The following is a 17960-nucleotide window of genomic DNA, read 5'->3' as shown; positions in this document are numbered from 1 at the left end:
TAACATGTAAAGCTTCTAATTGGATTGCAGGATGATGTATAGGGTCGAACCTAACAGAATAATGGATGCGACGAATATCCCTTTCAACCAACCCGGTGTACGACTACGAATCGGTGGCGATGAAATTTTGCTGCCACTGCGAATTGCAGCCTGTTTCCATTCACTGCATGCTTCATGCGAAGAAGCGAACTGACCGCTAATGGCTTGCTTGAACCACGATTCATAAGATTTCAGACGGATATGAGTATGTGCAAGGTTGATCAAATCATTCGCACTCCGAACTTGAGGCAGCTGGTCCGGGCCTTGCCGGCGCAGACGTGCGCCATCCATGACATGCAACCACAGCACCGCAAAGGCGAATAGATCATATCCCGGATCTGCGGCACGAGATCCCGCATTCCAATATCCCCGGTCATACCTCTCGGTGAATTGCTTGACGCTTCGTCCGATGCGACTTACGCCGCCGTAATCAACCAGCTCAACCTGTCCATAGGACGAGACCATAATATTCTCGGGTTTCAAATCTCCGAATACGTAGCCCGCTTCATGCAGTTCGACCAGCTTTTGTAATAAGCGGTACCCAATCAGCCCCATCCATTCAGGCCCATTCTTCTCCATATACTGATGAAGCGTAACGCCCTCGACATACCGCATGACATAGAATTGCATATCCATCTGCCCTAGCTTGTAATCATCGACATCGAGCAGAAAAGGCCGCGATGCTGAATTCCGCATGCGGCGATCTGATTTATTCTGATGTTTAGCGAGCGTTGTCAATACATTAATCTCCGATTGAAGGTCCACCGCATCATATCCGATTTTCAAAGCAGCCAGCTCAGTCCCGCGCCCCCGTCTCACCAAATAAACGGCGCCATTCGCTCCTCTGCCGAGAAGACGCTCGACGAGGTACCTGCGATGATGCCATTTGCCCTCAATCCACGTACCAGGTGCAAGGCTCGAGCTTGCATTAAACGACGTAGTCACCTAACATCCCATCCGTTTCTGACTGATTGCGAAATCCAGGATCGCTTCCAACCATTCTATCATATTGGATGAATTCGATCACCTTATAGATCGCTGGCCCCGTTGGCGTCGCTCCGCGCATTTGCATTCGGCGGAATAATGAGCCCACGCCGGACAAGTCTTGTGTCCAATCCAGATCCATAACTGTCTCGTCGGAAGCTCGGCCTGGAAAGTGGAATACAGCGATTTCACTCTTCCCTTGCCGCGCCTGCAGACTCAGCATCAGATCCCGTATGGCTTCTTCAACCGCTTGCAGCTTCGGCTTCATACTTGCGCTTGCATCGATTAACAGGGCAACTTGCAATTCGCTTGTCTCGGTTAACTCGTCCATCACCTTCACAACCTCTGACCGCTGCTGTGGTGGTAAATCTTCAATATGGGTCGCATCCGTGTGCAGAATTTGCCGAAGCTCACGCTCGACCACCTGATGAATCGTCTGCACGACCGTCTTCCGTGTCATCATCTGAATCGTCTGTGACAATTGATGTGGCTGAACGATCCGATCCATCCCGCCGCCTGCTTTGGCAATCTGGGCAATCTCTGCCGCCCCAAGCTCGCCAATCGCACCTTGGTCAACCACACCAACAACATTGACGGTAATTCCTTCTTCCCGTGCGTGCGCTGCAGCAACAATCGGACTTACACCGACATTCGAGCAGCCATCCGTAATCAATAGAATTTGTTTCACAATAAACCCTCCCTAGGAATAAGATGAATACGATGCTCTATTCTATCCTTTCCAGATTTAAGAGAGTTTAATCCAATTTAGGCTTTGAATCGCGCTAGAATTGCCCAGCGTCGTTGTTTCCGCTTATTATACTTCGGCAAGGATCGATAGATTTCGAGCGTCTCGCGATATGCTCGACGGGCATCCTCTCCGCGGCCTAATTGCTCATAGAGCTGCCCCAGACGATAGTAGGCTTCACAAGAAGAGGAATTCACCTGGCGGAATTGTTCCAGCATCGCGATCGCCTTCTCCGGCTGCGTCGTACGATAAGCCTCAGCCAGCTGCAGGTATGGATCTCCATATCCAACGCGTGGATTCAGCTCAAGTGCTCTATAGATATGTGTCTCGCCCGCTTCGATGCGCCCTAGCTTCAAATGACATACACCGACTTCAAAATGATAATCCGCCGACTCCTCCATTGCTCGTTCGATTTGTTCTAGATGCCCCCATGCTTCATGATATTTCTTCTGTGCAACGTACAATCTTGCTAGCTCGAACCGCGATGTGGAAGCATGCGGATTGGCCCGGAGCTCTTCCTTCAATCGGTTGATGCGGCGGTTCCGACTGAACGGCTTGAATAGGCTCGGTGTGAGTCCGACATATCGCCGATCCAACACATATAGGATCACAAGAAGTAGAATAATGGCTAGAATCGGACTACGCGTAATATAGAGTAAGAACGAGAACAGAAAAAATTTCGTTAACAAGCAAAAAGCCTCCCTCTTATATTCAAAATAACGGCATATCGCTCATTATTTTACCATATGAGGGAGGCTTTGTTTAATTTCTCATTTCATAATTCTTCAGCTCACCGTCCTTGGACGTTCTAGCCGTGTTGCACCTGGCCAATGCACGGTAGACCATTCAGGAATGTGCCGCTCAATCCGTGCGACAACGACCGTCATGTCATCTGAGATACTGCCGTGATGCCACCTGACAACCATCTCGAGCAAGGCGTCCGCAATCATCTGCGGATCGTCCGATTTCATCTCTTGGAGCACCCGCTTCATCCACAGCTCCTTATTCACCGCATGACCCGGCGCATCATAAATGCCATCCGTCATCATCACAAGCGTATCGCCCGGCTCCAGTTGAACCGTCAACAGATCCACTTCAATATCCTGCAATATTCCGATCGGCAGATTAGCTGCCGAGATCGAGATCACCTCATTTTTACGAATAATAAAGCTCGGTGTTGACCCAATCTTCATGAACGTCGTCTTCGCTGTATATTGATCGATAATCGCCATATCGACGGTCGCGAACACTTCCTCCGCAGAGCGTAACAGCAAAACAGAATTGACCGATTTAATCGCCATCTGCTCATCCATTCCCGATTGCAGTAATCGCTCCAGAATAGAGAGCGCTGTGCTGCTCTCAAGCTTCGCACGCTCGCCGTTACCCATACCATCGCTGATGGCTACCGCGAACTTCCCATTGCCAAGCTCCACCGTACTGTAGCTGTCTCCAGATAATGCATCGCCCCCCTTGGCCGCACTCGCCACCCCCGTATCAATCTCGAACGCCTTCGCAGATCCAAATGTGACCATGACCACCCCGTCCCGACCCCCATCGGCTGTACCGAACCGTTCGCTAGCGACAACAATATGTTCCCCTAGAATATCCGATAACACTGGCGCAATAATTTTACGGCATTCATCATGCCCCCTTCGGAAGGTATGTACAATCTCAATCTCGATCTGGCCGGTATCGAGGCTAATAATATCGATATCTTGAATCGGAAGTCCGAGCTCTTCGAGCATCGTTCGAATTTGTTCCTCTTGCTTGTGAAGTGCCGCCCCTTCCCGTTGAATTTCCCGCACGAGACTATCCATCACTTGTGAGACCCCGCTTAATTGTTCGGCCACAAATTGCCGGCTGTCGATAATCTGTCTTTTCCAATGCAAATCATTCTTGTACAGGTCGTACTGCCCTTTCATCGCCCCCATTACTTGATCCGTCTTACTGCACAGTTTCAGCCATGATCCAGGTAAATCCTCCTTCTTCAGCTTCGGATTCTCCTCAATCGCCGTCATCATATCGGTCATGAAAGAGTATGTCTGATGGAACCTCCCTTCCCAGCATTGATCCTTGCGATAGCAATTCGAGCACGTCTGCGTCGTGACTGTATTAATAAAATGATCGAACTCTTCTTCTTTACGCACCATCTCTCCGCTACTCGCGACTTGTCCGAAGCTTCTTGCCAGTTGCCTAAACACCTCCGAGAATTGATTCACGCGTTCCGCAGTCATATCTCGGATTCGCCGCGCATATTCATGTTGCGTGGAGGCATGCTCTTGCGTACCTGGTACATATTTCGAGATCATCGTAATCATAGACTTAGGTGTTAATAGGAATAGTGCAATGGCTGCTACCGTCTCACTTGTAGACATAATCACTTCTGCCGTCGTTCCGAGGTAGATCACAAGAATCGAGGAGCCAAGCAGCATACCACCAGCTACCCACCAACGTTTCCCTTCACGAAGCATACCTGCGAGCATTCCTGCGAAGGCCAGCAAACTCATCTGATAGATGGCATGTAAATCTGCAAGACTTAAGATTAATCCGGTCACAACACCCACCGATGCCCCGAGCGGCGCACCGCCAACAAAAGCGAATAAGAGAATTAAATAGCGTGAGAAAATATGATCCGGCGACAGTCCATAGATTGTAAAGCCGACTGCACCCGTCATTACCGATGCGAGCAAGATGATCAGACAGATGATTTCTTCGTTCTTAAGCGCCGTCTGTTTGCGAACACGCGTCAGAATCGGCAGTGCCTGCATAAACACAATCGTCAGAACAAGGCTTAATCCTCCATCCATGACCGCCATTAGAATCGTATACCATGACATATGATTGCCGATCACGAGCTCGAACAACCGGACAAGCATCATAGAGGAGAATACGATTAAGGGCATAAAAGAGGACTCCGGTCGATTATACGCTTCAACTCCCCGTTGAATGAGAAGAACTAGAAGCATTTGTGCAGCCAATGCCCATATACCCGGTTCGGCCGAGAAGTAATTGCCTGCGAGCAGCGCTAACGCGAGCCAGCCGCTAAGATCACGCCTTAGCATATAGATCACTGCAAAATACGCTACCGCGAACGGCGCAAGTTCATTAAGTATCATTGCTTTCCCGAGCAGAAAGCCCATACCGGTCAGTACGATCGTCCATTTCCGTACGGCGATCCCTTCATAAGCTCGATTCATCACATTAGGGGTTTGCATGGGTGAACACCACCTCTTCTCGTAATCTCATAATCTCTTAATGAGTGAGTGATTCCCATTATAGAAAGGAGACCTTAGAAAGTTTGTCACAATGCGTAGGCTCGTCAAAAAAAGTTTCCGACAAAAACAATCGTTGCCCATGACACGTTAAATCCCTTGCAGCACAAGGGGTCCCGCCAATATAATACATAATCGCATTGAGAATGATGTCTGAATTTCCAACCGAATTGTAGGCGCTTTCGAGGAGAGTCTACGGCAAATCGTCAGAACTTCAAGGAATGCCGTAGGAACCTGTCGGTATTTTTATTTGGCGTCGACGAATAAAATAGAACAATAAAAAACCGCAGCAGCCGAAGCTGTTGCGGTGTTCATTATTTCATGATGAAGTTGTGAATTACATGCGTTTCGCGCCGCGGCCTCCGCGCTTCCCTTCGGTGTTCTTCTTCAGGGAAGAAATGCGCTCCTCACTATCTTTTAAGAAACGGGACACTTTATCTTCAAAAGTAGCCTTGTTCGCTGGTGGCTTGAATGAACGCCCACCCCGATCTCGTTGAAATCCGCCTGGTCTGTCACCGTCTGGACGTCCGCCTTGACGATCAGGCCTTGGCGCTCTTGGCGGCCTAGTCTGCGCTTCTACCGGCTTATCCACCGCTTGCTTGATGGATAGACCAATCTTGCCGTCCTTATCCACGTTAATGACCTTTACCGTGACAACATCATCAATTTTCAAATGATCATTGACGTCCTTAACATAGTTGTCGGCGATCTCCGAGATGTGAACGAGACCCGTGACACCTCCTGACAGATCTACAAATGCTCCAAAATGCGTAATCCCTGTCACTTTTCCTTCTAACTTGGTGCCCACTTCAATTGCCATAGAATAAAATGATCCTCCCTTAAAAATATACAAATCCGTAGATTCTGATACTTTAAAATCTTTGGCTATGGTGATTATACCGAATGCCGAAGCTTTGGTCAACAGACGCATATCACGTCACGATTCGAATCCGCTATTTGAGCATTCCCTTATCAATAGGGGTCTCACCCGGCGGGTACATATCGAGTGTTTTCCTTGCAATCTGTCCGATATATTCATCCTCATTCAGCCGAGCAATCTCTTGCTCTAATTGCGACTGCAGCAGCTTCGTCTCCTGATGCATCTGCTGATTATCCTCCAGCTTCACACGTTCACTTGCCAGTGTCACCGTCTGATGAATAAATGTATAAATCCCCCAGCTGAAAAACAATACCATGAACATCATCCAGAGCCGGATTCGTTTCCGTGCGCCCGTGTATTTAGTTGGCTGTTCTTGACGAACCCTAGACGACATACCGTAATCCCCCCTGAGATGTTTGAGCATGATTCATTCTTCACGCTTGCGCTTAAAGAGGCGGTTCCATAATCTTGTCCCGTAATCGAGCGACCGCTTCACCCATTCAGGGATCTTGAAGTGTCTCCACAAGGGACGCGTTAGGAATTTGAACAACCTCCAAAACGGACTTAATAATTGTAACACAATCCTGCCTATGAACATAGCGGACAGGAATAGAATTCGAATGAGAAACTTTACCAATTTATACAAGCCGATGATTGGCTTCAGTAAGAAGATCTCCACTAAGCGCTGAATCAACCGGACAATCTGCTTAATAACCTTCATTAAGATTACCACAATGCGTACGGTTGTAAAGCTGAACCATAAAAAATAGAACCAAACGCCTAGAAAGAGTCCGAAAAAGACATAAAACCGCAATTCCCCCTGATTTGTGATATATAGCATTCGAAAAATGAAACAAACCGCGATCACCCAGTAACAAAAATCCAGCACAGGCTTGGTCCACTTGGGAAAATGAAGCTGGTGGGCAACCACGCGGTATCCGTCGAAAACGATCCCCATGCATAGCCCACTAATCAACATCGCGAACATGGCCACAAATTGTTCATTTAAACTCATTTAAACAACTTCCCTAGAAATCCTTTGGATTTGCCTTGCGAGTTCGCATCTAAATAAGTCAGGGAGTTAATCACGCCTTCAATCGCGATCAGGCCTTGTTCGAGACTTAAGTTCTTGATATGTAAATTTTGCCCTCGAATCGCGAGGAATCCGCAATCCGTATTGAGCAGGAATTCCTCATTATCGAAACTCTCCACGTTACTTACGCCGGTAATCTCGAGCTGCTTACGATTTAGCATCTTCACTTCTTGCCGTTTCGTCTTCACCTGTTCCACCATCGCATGGCCCCTCCTTTACTAAGACTAGCTTATGGGAGGGACGTCCACTTTAGAACATCATGTATAGCAAAATAACCCCACAAAGTGGAGACTTAACTTCAAAGGTGAATCAGGTACTTTGCGGGGGCCCCGAAAATGATGAAAACTAGTATAGCAAAAAGAGACGGAAGCGATTAACGCCTCCGTCTCTTATGTCTACCTATGTATGTCTACCAAGGGAAATCATTCGATTTCGCAATCGGCTCTTCCTTGATCACCGTATAAAGCTGCGCAGCTTCATCCTTCTTAGTCGTCTCTGCCGTACGCTCGACACGAACGGTAACCAGCTTCTGGCCGAATTGAATCGTAATCTCATCGCCCTCTTTGACGCTGCTGCTTGGCTTGGCCTCTCGCCCATTTACGAGTACGCGCCCTTGATCGGACACGTCCTTCGCAACGGTACGACGCTTAATTAATCGGGATACTTTCAGGAATTTATCGACACGCATCTTACTTTACAGCGTCTTTAAGTTTGTTGCCTGCTTTGAATGCAGGAACGTTCGAAGCTGGGATGTCGATTGTTTTACCTGTTTGTGGGTTACGGCCTGTACGACCTGCACGTTTACGAGTTTCGAAAGTACCAAAACCGATCAATTGAACTTTGTCGCCGCCAGCAAGCGCATCTGTAATTTCGCCAAGGAAACTATTTAGTACCGATTCAACGTCTTTTTTAGTTAATCCGCTTTTTGTAGAAATGTTGTTTACCAAATCTGTCTTGTTCATTATTAGTTCCTCCCATAATTAGAAAAATAGATCGATTATGTATTCTTGTTTTGTTAGTAAATTCCTGCTTCTTTTGACAGCTTTTTTCGAAAAAGGTCAAATAGAGAAGAATTTTGCCAGCGAATAGGTCGATCTTGAGCCCCTATTCTACTGACGTTTGGCGGCTTGCCACCATTTTTCCATCTCTAGTAAATCAGTTTGGTCAAAAGATTTACCATTTATACGGAGCTGGTCTTCAATATAGTGAAAGCGAGAAGTAAATTTACGATTGGTTCGCGCTAGCGCCTCTTCGGGGTCTGCATCGATAAATCGTGCCGCATTGACAACAGCAAATAATAAATCTCCCAGCTCTCCGATCTGCTCGTCATGCGAATCGCCATTTGCGACGGCCTGCTTCAGCTCCGCAAATTCTTCTTCGATTTTGGAGTATACACCATTTAAGTCCTCCCAGTCAAAACCAACCTTCGCAGCCTTCTTCTGAAGCTTGTAAGCTTTCATCAATCCTGGTAGGTCGCGAGGCACGCCATCGAGCACCGAAGTGACGCCTTGATCTAGGCCTTTACGCTGCTTCTCTTCAGCTTTCATCTGCTCCCAATTCTTGAGCGCTTCACTCGCATCGCCTGCCGACTGGTCGCCGAACACATGCGGATGACGGAACAATAGCTTCTCATTTAACGTCTGGATCACATCATATACCGTGAAGGTCCCGACTTCCTCTTCCATCTGGGAATGCAGCATCACCTGCAGCATAACATCTCCAAGTTCTTCCTGCATATGAAATGGATCATCATCATCGATCGTCTCAAGAACTTCATACATTTCTTCAATCAAATTTTTGCGAATCGACTGATGCGTCTGCTCTTGATCCCACGGACAGCCTTCCGGACTGCGCAAAATTCCGACAATTTCGTGTAATCTTGCAAACGTGCGGTTACGAAGCTGCTCATCGTTGCTCCGCGGCACCCAGATCAGCGATAAATTACCATAACCTTCTACACGATCCAGTTCATAGAGCGGCACGCGAATGATCTGCTCTTCGCCTTGTACGCCGAGGGCATGCCCTACCACGACTTCATAGTCATCCGGGTATAGCTCCATCAAGACCAGCTTCACATCCGATGCGGTGAAGACATCATAGACTTGACCAATCACGGTATGAAGCTGCGGCTGAAGCCAGGAAGACGACATGCCGCTGCTATCGAGCAGCTGGAAACCCTCAATGGGGTCGAACCCAAGACGTGTAAACGCCTGATCCAAGAAGCTCTCGCCGCCTGTAATATGCAAGGCAATACCCGCTTCACCACAACGCTGTCTAAGCTGCTGTACCGTCGATTCTGCGACCATCGGGTGTCCCGGTACGGCATAGACAATATTGCCATGTTCACCGGCTAATGCAATCAACCGATCTGTAATCGCACGGTAGACCTCAGGAAAGTCATCATGCTGCTCGTAAAGCGAATCGAAGGACGTATAAGCAATTCCTTCATCCTGCAGCAGCGTCATCATCGGATGATGCTCTGTACGTACGAACACATGGGTTGCTGACTGAAGTTTCTTCCAGTTGCCCAGGGTTAACTGATCAGGATCACCTGAACCAAGCCCCAGCACTGTAATTGATTTATCCACTCTTCATCCCTCCATTAATGCCTTTTTTTAATAACCCAAGTCTCTCCAACCTAGGGATATACTTCTTCACACCGGGAAGCATCGCAAGTTCTTGGGCCGTAATGACCCCGAATCCCATTCCGCTACCTGCAAAGGTAACGACACCGATCACAATGCCAACAAGCGTAACAATGAATGCTTCCACTCGCCCACTTGCTAGACCGAATCCATGCAGCAATTCCGGCATTAGGGTTGTGGTCGCACCCACGGTTACGGACAACATCCCCATCATGAGCAGCGGCTTCACGACCAGCTCACCCCATGAGATCCGCAGCCCTAGGGTCTGAAAGAGTACAATCCCATTTAATAGTGCTGCGATACCGTAAGCAGCCACGCCTGCTATAGCTGCGCCATTCATGCCTAGTACAGGTACAAGCCAGAGATTGAGCGCAATCTTGACCCCAACAGCAATGAGCAAATGCCAAGCCGGCGCATTCACCTTACCTATCCCTTGCAGTATCGCTCCAGTCATGATGTTGATCGTACTCACTACGGCCATGCATGCGACCCATGCCATCGTATCTGTCCCATTCGAATCGCGGTATAATGCCACGTTAATCGGTTCTGCGAGCAGTACAATCCCGAGTGTCGATGCCGCGCCCAATATCCACGACCATCTTAGCAAAATCGTCGATCGCTGCCGCAGCTTGTCTAGATTGCCGCTCAGGTGATCCTGTGTGATGGCTGGAATGATCGATACGGATATCGAACTCGCGACCATCCCAACAAGTTGAACCAGCGGCAAACCGCGATTATATATACCGAAAGCTGCCATGGCTTGCATTTCATCTGCAAAGGACATCTTCAGCAGCCTCGGTACGGTAAACGTATCGACAATACTCATCATCGGTACCACAATCGCCCCGAGGCACACGAGCACCGCATAGCGTACAAGCTGCCATAGGAGCGTCTGCAATGGAGCAACCTCTTGCACGTGCGAGGCACCTTGTGCACGTATCTCAACCCTCTCTAGAGATGGTCTTCTACGATCTTTGCGATAGTAATACATCATCACCAGCAGCCCGGCCACGCCTCCTGCTGTCGAGCCTAGTGCTGCACCCGCAGCAACGATCGATTCTTCCAAGCCTGCACGTGTAAGAATGAGCAGCAAAAAGAGCATCGTTGCTACCCGGATCAATTGTTCTGCCACTTGAGAGACCGCCGTTGGGACCATCATTGATTTCCCTTGGAAGTAACCCCGCACGGCGGACATCACCGGTACAATCAGCAGCGCAAATGAAGAGCAGCGAATAGCTTCCGCCGTATGGATGTTATCCATCCAACCAGCAATCCGATCTGCACCCTGATGCAGAAGGATAAACCCTGCGATGCCTGCTGCACTGAGGAGGGCCATCGATACATGCAGGATCCGTCTTGCTCCCGCTTCATCATCATGGGCCATACGCTCCGCTACGAACTTCGATATGGCCACCGGAAAGCCGGCTGTCGCGAGGAATACAATCAAAATATAAAAAGGATACACCGCATTATAAATGCCAAAAACACCGTCACCCGCAATGTTCTGCAGTGGAATCTTCTGTAGCGTCCCGATCAATTTCGACAGCAACGCTGCAAGTCCAAGTACCATTGCGCCCCTAACGACGTGGGATTCCGTAGTCGGTAACGAACCCATGTCCTGTTGCTCTCTCATCGTTCTCCCTCTAATCATCCATTCTAACCGAATTTATATCCATTCATTATAGCATATAAAAAACTCCCATAATCGAGCATACGCTTTGCGTATGTTTCGAGTATAGGAGTTCATAAAATCGGTAGCCCGATTTATTGTTCCATTTGTTTACCTAAGAATGCAGCCGCTGTCTCAGCCATTTTTGTCTCAAGAATACTCATCTTCGTATTCTCGTCTTTGCTAAGCATGACAACGGTACCAATAGGGTCGCCACCTGCGACGATCGGTGCTACAACGTAAGAGCTGATTGTCTCTTGATTATCTCTTCCGATTTCATACGTACCGGAATTCGTCTCAATCGATGTTTTACGGTTTTCCATACATTCCTCAACCAAAGATCCGATGGACTTGTCCAAATATTCTTTCTTGGATCCACCAGCAACTGCGATAATATTATCACGATCCGTAATCAATGTTGTATGATTTGTGCTCTCGAATAAAGACTCCGCATATTCTTTTGCAAAGTCGCCAAGCTCACCAATCGGGGAATATTTCTTAAGGATAACTTCACCATCGCGATCAACAAAAATCTCGAGTGGATCTCCCTCGCGGATTCGAAGTGTACGGCGAATTTCTTTAGGAATGACGACCCGTCCGAGATCATCAATACGACGAACAATACCAGTAGCTTTCATATTTCTTGTTGCCTCACTTTCTTATCAGTTGTACTTCTACTACTACGGTTCATGGAAATGAGGAGATGTGGTTAGTTCAAAAAAACTGTCCTTTGAAATAACTTTAACTGGTGGTTGATTTAAAATCTGACCATAGTATTCATCTGCTCCCAGTTTCTTATACATCTCGATTGTACGCTGAAATAAAGGAATCGTTTCACAAAAAAACAGAAAATAGTGAAAAAATTTCACGTATTTTCTGCTTGTTCATAAAATAGTCAATTTTATTTACAGATGTTACATTTAATTACTTTTTATCACTGGTTGGTTCTGTCTTTTCATCGGTTTTTTTGCCCGTTTCTTGCTTAGGCTCTTCCTTTTTCTCTACCTTAGGCAAGTCGATTTTTGTAATCAACCCTGGCAATTCCTTCTCCATGAATTGATTCATGCTCGCGCCCGAAACTTGTCCACGAAGCGATTCCTTCTGATCCGCTGTCAATTTATCGAACGTCATCTCAACACGAGATTCGACCTTCATCACATGATAACCAAACTGTGTCTCAACCGGATCGCTGATTTTATTGAGCGGAAGCTCAATGGCTGCTTTTTTGAATTCCTCAACCCACTGACCTACAGCTGCATCTTTATATAATCCGCCATTGTCTTTGGAACCTCCGTCATCGGAGTACTCCTTCGCAATTTTGTTCCAATCGGCATTTGGTGCTTTCAACTTCGCTTGAACTTCTTTCGCACGTTTCAATGCTTCTTCTTTCGTACGCTTTGTTTTACCGTCTTGCGTTTCTAGGGCAACAAGGACATGACGAACAGATGCTGTAGTGAAGTTCTGCTTATTCTTCTCGAATTCGGCCTTCACTTGGTCATCGGTTACTTTCGCATTGTAATCTGCAACAACTGTAAGCAAGCGCGTCATATAAGCGAGCACATCTTGATCCGTTAATTTAAGCTTGTCCAACTCGGTTTTGTATTGATCCCCAGCTGCTTTTTTCATCTGGTCCAATTGCTCTTTCGCTTTCTTCTCGCCGTCTTTCTTCGCTGCATCTGTTGCTTTGTCAGCTAGAATTTTGTAGGCAATCTCTTGCTTGAGCAAATATTCTCTGAACTCATCCATCGTTACGACTTGTGCGTATTGCGGATAGAGAAGCGTCATCATGCTGATTTCTTTATTAAATTCATTCTCAGTAATCGTTCCGCCTTTATACGTCGCAACGACCTTGCTCTTATCTCCTTTGGCAGCGGAACCCTCATTCTTCTGTCCGCATCCCGCGATTAACGATACCATGAGTACCGCCACAAGCGTGATCATCAAGGATTTCCAAGCACTTTTACGGTTATTTAATAACATCTTGTAATTCTCCCTTCGTTTTGAACGCCTCTTTGGCGCTTTTAAGCACATCTTCTACCAATTGCAGCATCTGCGAATCATCTAACCCTTTGCATCTCACATTCATTATAATACTTGGACCCTGCTCAAAGCGAATACGCTTGTCGAACTGCGCACCCAGCTGCGCTAATTTGTCACGATAAATGTGATCGGTCTCGCTCGCTGCAATACGGATGACAACGTCATCGCCTTTCTTCGAAATGGCCTCGATGCCATAACAGCGACCGTAAATTTTGAGCCTCGCAACCGCTAGCAAATGTAGAACAGCAAGTGGCAAGTCGCCGAAGCGATCCACCAGCTCATCCTGCAACTCATCACCTTCGTCGAAGGAACGCAAGGATGCAACTTTCTTGTAAATCTCAATCTTCTGAATACTATCATAAATATAATCGGATGGTAAATATGCATCGACACTCAGGTCAATCACAGTCGATATCTCTTTCGGCGGTGCAACATAATCCCCGCCCATCTCAGCTTTTCGTTTCTGAATTTCATCCGCGAGCATTTGCGAATAGAGATCAAATCCGACCGAAGCAATGAATCCGTGCTGCTCCGCACCGAGCAGATTACCTGCTCCACGAATCGACAAGTCGCGCATTGCAATTTTGAACCCTGAGCCAAGCTCTGTGAATTCCTTGATCGATTGCAGGCGCTTCTCCGCAACCTCCGTCAATACTTTATCCCGTTGATACGTAAAGTACGCATAGGCAATCCGATTCGAGCGTCCAACACGCCCGCGCAGCTGATATAGCTGAGACAAGCCCATTTTATCAGCATCATGGACGATGAGCGTATTCACGTTCGGAATATCGACGCCCGTCTCAATGATACTCGTACTGACGAGCACATCGTATTCACCGTCCAAGAAATCGAGAATCGTCTTCTCTAGTTCCTGCTCGGACATTTGTCCATGCCCTACAGCGACTCTCGCATCCGGCACCAACGCCGAAATTTGTTCCGCCATTTGGTAGATCCCTTGAACACGATTATATAAATAGTATACCTGTCCGCCGCGCGCTAATTCACGTTCAATGGATTCACGGGTAAGTGTATTGCTATGTTCCACGACATAAGTCTGTACAGGGAACCGATTCTCCGGCGGCGTCTCAATAACAGACAAATCACGAACCCCAAGCATCGACATATGCAGCGTACGCGGAATTGGCGTAGCCGTTAAGGTGAGTACATCGACATTCGTCTTCAGACGCTTCAGCTTTTCTTTGTGCGATACGCCGAAACGCTGCTCCTCATCAACAATCAGCAGTCCCAAATCCTTGAAGATCATATCTTGCGACAGAATACGATGCGTCCCGATGACGACATCGACGGTACCGCGTTTGATGCCTTTGATCGTCTCATTCTGCTCTTTCTTCGAACGGAATCGGCTAAGGACTTGTATATTCATCGGGTAACCCGCGAACCGTTCGCGGAATGTCTCGTAATGCTGCTGCGCCAAGATCGTTGTCGGAACAAGGACGGCCACCTGCTTGCCTTCCATCGCTGCCTTAAACGCTGCGCGAACGGCAACTTCCGTCTTCCCGTATCCAACATCACCGCACAATAGACGGTCCATCGGCACATTGTTCTGCATGTCCTTCTTGATCTCTTCAATCGCACGCAATTGGTCGATCGTCTCATCATAGGGGAACATCGCTTCGAACTCTTGCTGCTCTGGCGTGTCCTTCTCGAAAGCAAAACCCGGTGCGGATTGACGTTCCGCATAGAGCTTGACTAGATCATCCGCAATGTCCTGCACGGAAGAACGCACTTTATTTTTAACCTTCGCCCAATCGTTACCGCCTAGCTTGTAAATCTTCGGCTCTTTCTCTTCCGAACCGACATACTTCTGGATCATATCGATCTGTTCGATCGGCACGGATAGCTTGTCGCCGCCTGCATACAGAATATGCAGATAGTCTTTATGAATACCGTTGATCTCCAGCGTCCCAATCCCCATGTATTTCCCGATACCATGGTTCGTGTGCACAACATAATCGCCGACCTTCAGCTCGGTGTAGCTCTTAATGCGTTCGGCATTATCGACTTTTTTATCAATTTTACTACGAACTTTACGCTGCTTCTGCGAGAACATCTCGCCTTCGGTAATGACGACAAGGTGGATGGAAGACAGCTCGAATCCTGTCTGCAGGTTCCCCTTCAGAATCATTGGCTCGTCAATCTGGTAATCTTGCAGAACGCGGCGCATCCGCTCTGTCCGCTCTTCATTGCTCGCGAGCATCATGACCGTCGCCCCAGACTTCTTCCAACGCTCCATCTCTGCCTTGAGCACGTTCATCTGTCCATGGAAATCCTGCATCGCGCGGCACATGAAATTAACGATATTCTGCGGCTGCGTATGCGGAATTTGACGTAAGAACAGCGACAAGAACAACGTCTGGAAAGGAGGATGATGCAGCATATGATCGGCCGTATGACCAAGTACGAAGCCTGGCATTGATTTGCCGTTCTGCATCAAATGCAGATTCCACTCACTCTCATCCCGTTCAAGCTGCTTCGATATCTCCAAGATACGCGTTGGTTCATCCAGAATGAGGAGAGTATCTTCCGCCATGTAGTCGAATAACGTCTCCCGCTCCGGGAACAACATCGAAATATATTTATAGAGGTCCGGAAAATAGATCTGCTCCCGCAGCATCTCGAGCTCACGACCGATCTCTTCGCGAAGCAAACTCTTCGCATTGCGATCCGCCATCTTCTCCAGCTGCTTATCGAGCAGTTCCGATGCATGCACAGCCGCATTCTGGAATCGCCGTGCATCGGCAATAATCTCCTTACATGGTGGAATGACGATGGCTTCTTCCTTGTCCACCGAACGCTGATCCGTCGGATCGAATGTACGAATCGAGTCGATATCATCACCGAACCACTCCACCCGGTAAGCAAGCCGTGAGGTTAGTGGATAGAAGTCCACAATTCCGCCACGTACGCTCATTTCACCGCGTGATTGAACCTGCTCTACCCGTTCATATCCGAGCTCCACCATACGCTTCATAAAGGCATTAATCTCCAGCGTCTCTCCGACTTTAATGTCCAGGTGTGCGCTCTTCATCATCTCTCGAGTCGGAATGAATCTGCGCACACCGGAATAAGGAGCGACGATAACACCACGGAAGCCGCGAGAGGACTTCATCAAGACATCGATGCGCTGCGCTAACGTCTCAGGACTTGAAATGGCTGATTCTGCTGCGACCAGCTCATTGGCAGGATACAGCATCACATGCTCCGGTGAAATGCACTCCTGCAAATCCTCGGTGATTTTCTGCGCTGCGAACATATTATGGGTCACGATGAGGATCGGACGCTGCAGCTTCTCGAACAGCGCAGCGATCACAACTTGGCGCGAAGAACCTGTGAGTCCGGATATGAGCTGCTCTCGCATCCCGGATTCAAGGCCTGCTGTAATGGATTTAAAATCTCGATCTTCGGATAATGCTTGAATAAGTGCGTGTAACAACGCGGGCACCTCTCTCTGAATAACTCATCTCTTAAGAGAATCCATGGAATGGCATGGAAATACAGCGTTCAAGAACGCGTACCAACACCATGTAGAATTGGCTTCGCCGTCTTCATGACGGGAAGCGCCTCTACAAATTTGTATACATGGGCTATACCATTCTTCGGATCTTTTACAAATAAGCCTCGGCGAACATGCCAAGGCTTCTATCATCTTTTGTACAACACTTTTACTGTAGTGGACTCGATAAGAGCGACAATTCTGGGTGGTTGTCGAGTGCTTCTCTGCAGTAATCACATGTCACTCGCACGGTAACGTCTCCATTTGAGTTATACGATATTATATCGTTGCGTTCTTCAGGGGTCAAGGAATGGAACCCGAGTTGCGTCTCACTTACATGTTCTTGATCAATACGGCCTAGCGACGTCCCGCAATGCCTGCAAATATAGTTTACTGACATCTATATGCCTCCTGAGAGTAGGATATACCCCCAGTATGCCCATCCTTCTCAGAATTAGCCGTATTATCCAGTATGGATTTCAGGTTACCCGTTGAACTTCGCCATCGTCGTCTCGAACGGATGCTGCATCGCAAATTCAAGTGCATCACAGGTTGCTCCGATCATGTCTTCGAGCGGCGCTGCTTCAGCCTTCGGGAAATTATTGAGGACATAATCGGCAATATTGAACCCTGCGGGCGGTCTTGAAATCCCCATCCGAACACGGTTGAAAATCTGGGTGCCAGTGTGCTGAATGATTGATTTAATCCCATTGTGCCCACCTGCGCTGCCTTGATAACGAAGACGAATCCGTCCAATCTCCGTATCAAGATCATCGTAGACGACAATTAAATCTTCCAGATTCACTTTGTAGTAATCCATGAATGCCCGAACCGACTCTCCTGATAGATTCATATACGTCATCGGTTTGATCAAGGCAACCTTCTTCCCGTTCACATGCCCCTCGCCGATAAGCGCTTTGCATTTGTTCTGGGTGACGGCGATGTTATGACGTCTCGCTAGTTCATCAATCGCCATAAATCCGACATTATGCCGCGTCTTCTGATACGATGTCCCGGGATTCCCAAGTCCGACAATCCATTTCATATGTGTGCATTTCCTCTCTATGCCTATAGGTAAA

17 protein-coding genes are annotated in these 17960 nt (G+C 47.9%); all 17 read right to left on the bottom strand.

Annotated elements, in window-relative coordinates:
* Window positions 1-15 precede the first annotated feature (15 nt).
* Window positions 16-984 (bottom strand): serine/threonine protein kinase, encoded by a 969-nt coding sequence (locus tag ACFQZR_RS27930; protein WP_379351575.1) that lies wholly within the window; start codon window positions 982-984, stop codon window positions 16-18.
* Window positions 968-1711: a vWA domain-containing protein gene (locus ACFQZR_RS27925; protein ID WP_018759469.1), complete on the bottom strand. Its 744-nt coding sequence runs from the start codon at window positions 1709-1711 to the stop codon at window positions 968-970. Before ACFQZR_RS27925 ends, ACFQZR_RS27930 begins: the two co-directional genes overlap by 17 nt.
* Before the next feature lie 77 nt (window positions 1712-1788).
* Window positions 1789-2457 carry a tetratricopeptide repeat protein gene (locus tag ACFQZR_RS27920; RefSeq protein ID WP_379351574.1) on the bottom strand — a complete coding sequence of 223 codons (669 nt, stop codon included), beginning with the start codon at window positions 2455-2457 and terminating at the stop codon, window positions 1789-1791.
* Between the two features lie 96 nt (window positions 2458-2553).
* Window positions 2554-4983, bottom strand: a complete 2430-nt coding sequence (gene spoIIE, locus ACFQZR_RS27915; protein ID WP_379351573.1) for a stage II sporulation protein E — start codon at window positions 4981-4983, stop codon at window positions 2554-2556.
* Window positions 4984-5377: 394 nt separating this feature from the next.
* Window positions 5378-5860: a S1 domain-containing RNA-binding protein gene (locus ACFQZR_RS27910; protein WP_018759472.1), complete on the bottom strand. Its 483-nt coding sequence runs from the start codon at window positions 5858-5860 to the stop codon at window positions 5378-5380.
* Between the two features lie 133 nt (window positions 5861-5993).
* Window positions 5994-6314, bottom strand: coding sequence for an FtsB family cell division protein (locus tag ACFQZR_RS27905; RefSeq protein WP_018759473.1), 321 nt, complete (start codon window positions 6312-6314; stop codon window positions 5994-5996).
* 33 nt (window positions 6315-6347) lie between these two features.
* Window positions 6348-6935, bottom strand: a complete 588-nt coding sequence (gene yabQ, locus ACFQZR_RS27900) for a spore cortex biosynthesis protein YabQ (RefSeq protein WP_379351572.1) — start codon at window positions 6933-6935, stop codon at window positions 6348-6350.
* A complete protein-coding gene (yabP, locus tag ACFQZR_RS27895) occupies window positions 6932-7213 on the bottom strand; it encodes a sporulation protein YabP (protein ID WP_018759475.1) in 282 nt (93 codons plus the stop codon). Before yabP ends, yabQ begins: the two co-directional genes overlap by 4 nt.
* Before the next feature lie 209 nt (window positions 7214-7422).
* On the bottom strand, window positions 7423-7701 hold the full coding sequence (locus tag ACFQZR_RS27890; RefSeq protein ID WP_018759476.1) for an RNA-binding S4 domain-containing protein: 279 nt from the start codon (window positions 7699-7701) through the stop codon (window positions 7423-7425).
* Window position 7702: 1 nt separating this feature from the next.
* Complete coding sequence (locus tag ACFQZR_RS27885; protein ID WP_018759477.1) at window positions 7703-7975, bottom strand: HU family DNA-binding protein; 273 nt, start codon at window positions 7973-7975, stop codon at window positions 7703-7705.
* 147 nt (window positions 7976-8122) lie between these two features.
* On the bottom strand, window positions 8123-9601 hold the full coding sequence (gene yabN, locus ACFQZR_RS27880) for a bifunctional methyltransferase/pyrophosphohydrolase YabN (protein ID WP_379351571.1): 1479 nt from the start codon (window positions 9599-9601) through the stop codon (window positions 8123-8125).
* On the bottom strand, window positions 9594-11291 hold the full coding sequence (locus tag ACFQZR_RS27875) for a putative polysaccharide biosynthesis protein (protein ID WP_379351570.1): 1698 nt from the start codon (window positions 11289-11291) through the stop codon (window positions 9594-9596). The genes yabN and ACFQZR_RS27875 overlap by 8 nt, the downstream gene beginning before the upstream one ends.
* Before the next feature lie 131 nt (window positions 11292-11422).
* The gene (gene spoVT, locus ACFQZR_RS27870) at window positions 11423-11965 is read right to left on the bottom strand and encodes a stage V sporulation protein T (RefSeq protein ID WP_379351569.1); all 543 of its coding nucleotides are present in this window, start codon (window positions 11963-11965) and stop codon (window positions 11423-11425) included.
* A gap of 286 nt (window positions 11966-12251) precedes the next feature.
* The gene (locus ACFQZR_RS27865; protein WP_379351568.1) at window positions 12252-13307 is read right to left on the bottom strand and encodes a peptidylprolyl isomerase; all 1056 of its coding nucleotides are present in this window, start codon (window positions 13305-13307) and stop codon (window positions 12252-12254) included.
* A complete protein-coding gene (mfd, locus tag ACFQZR_RS27860; RefSeq protein WP_379351567.1) occupies window positions 13294-16821 on the bottom strand; it encodes a transcription-repair coupling factor in 3528 nt (1175 codons plus the stop codon). Before mfd ends, ACFQZR_RS27865 begins: the two co-directional genes overlap by 14 nt.
* A gap of 229 nt (window positions 16822-17050) precedes the next feature.
* The gene (fin, locus tag ACFQZR_RS27855) at window positions 17051-17281 is read right to left on the bottom strand and encodes an anti-sigma-F factor Fin (protein ID WP_083927291.1); all 231 of its coding nucleotides are present in this window, start codon (window positions 17279-17281) and stop codon (window positions 17051-17053) included.
* Between the two features lie 84 nt (window positions 17282-17365).
* Window positions 17366-17926, bottom strand: a complete 561-nt coding sequence (gene pth, locus ACFQZR_RS27850; RefSeq protein WP_379351566.1) for an aminoacyl-tRNA hydrolase — start codon at window positions 17924-17926, stop codon at window positions 17366-17368.
* Window positions 17927-17960 lie beyond the last annotated feature (34 nt).

It is taken from the genome of Paenibacillus sp. GCM10027629 (assembly GCF_042676425.1).
Lineage (GTDB): Bacteria > Bacillota > Bacilli > Paenibacillales > Paenibacillaceae > Paenibacillus_K > Paenibacillus_K terrigena.
This window is presented reverse-complemented; position numbering and strand designations above follow the sequence as displayed.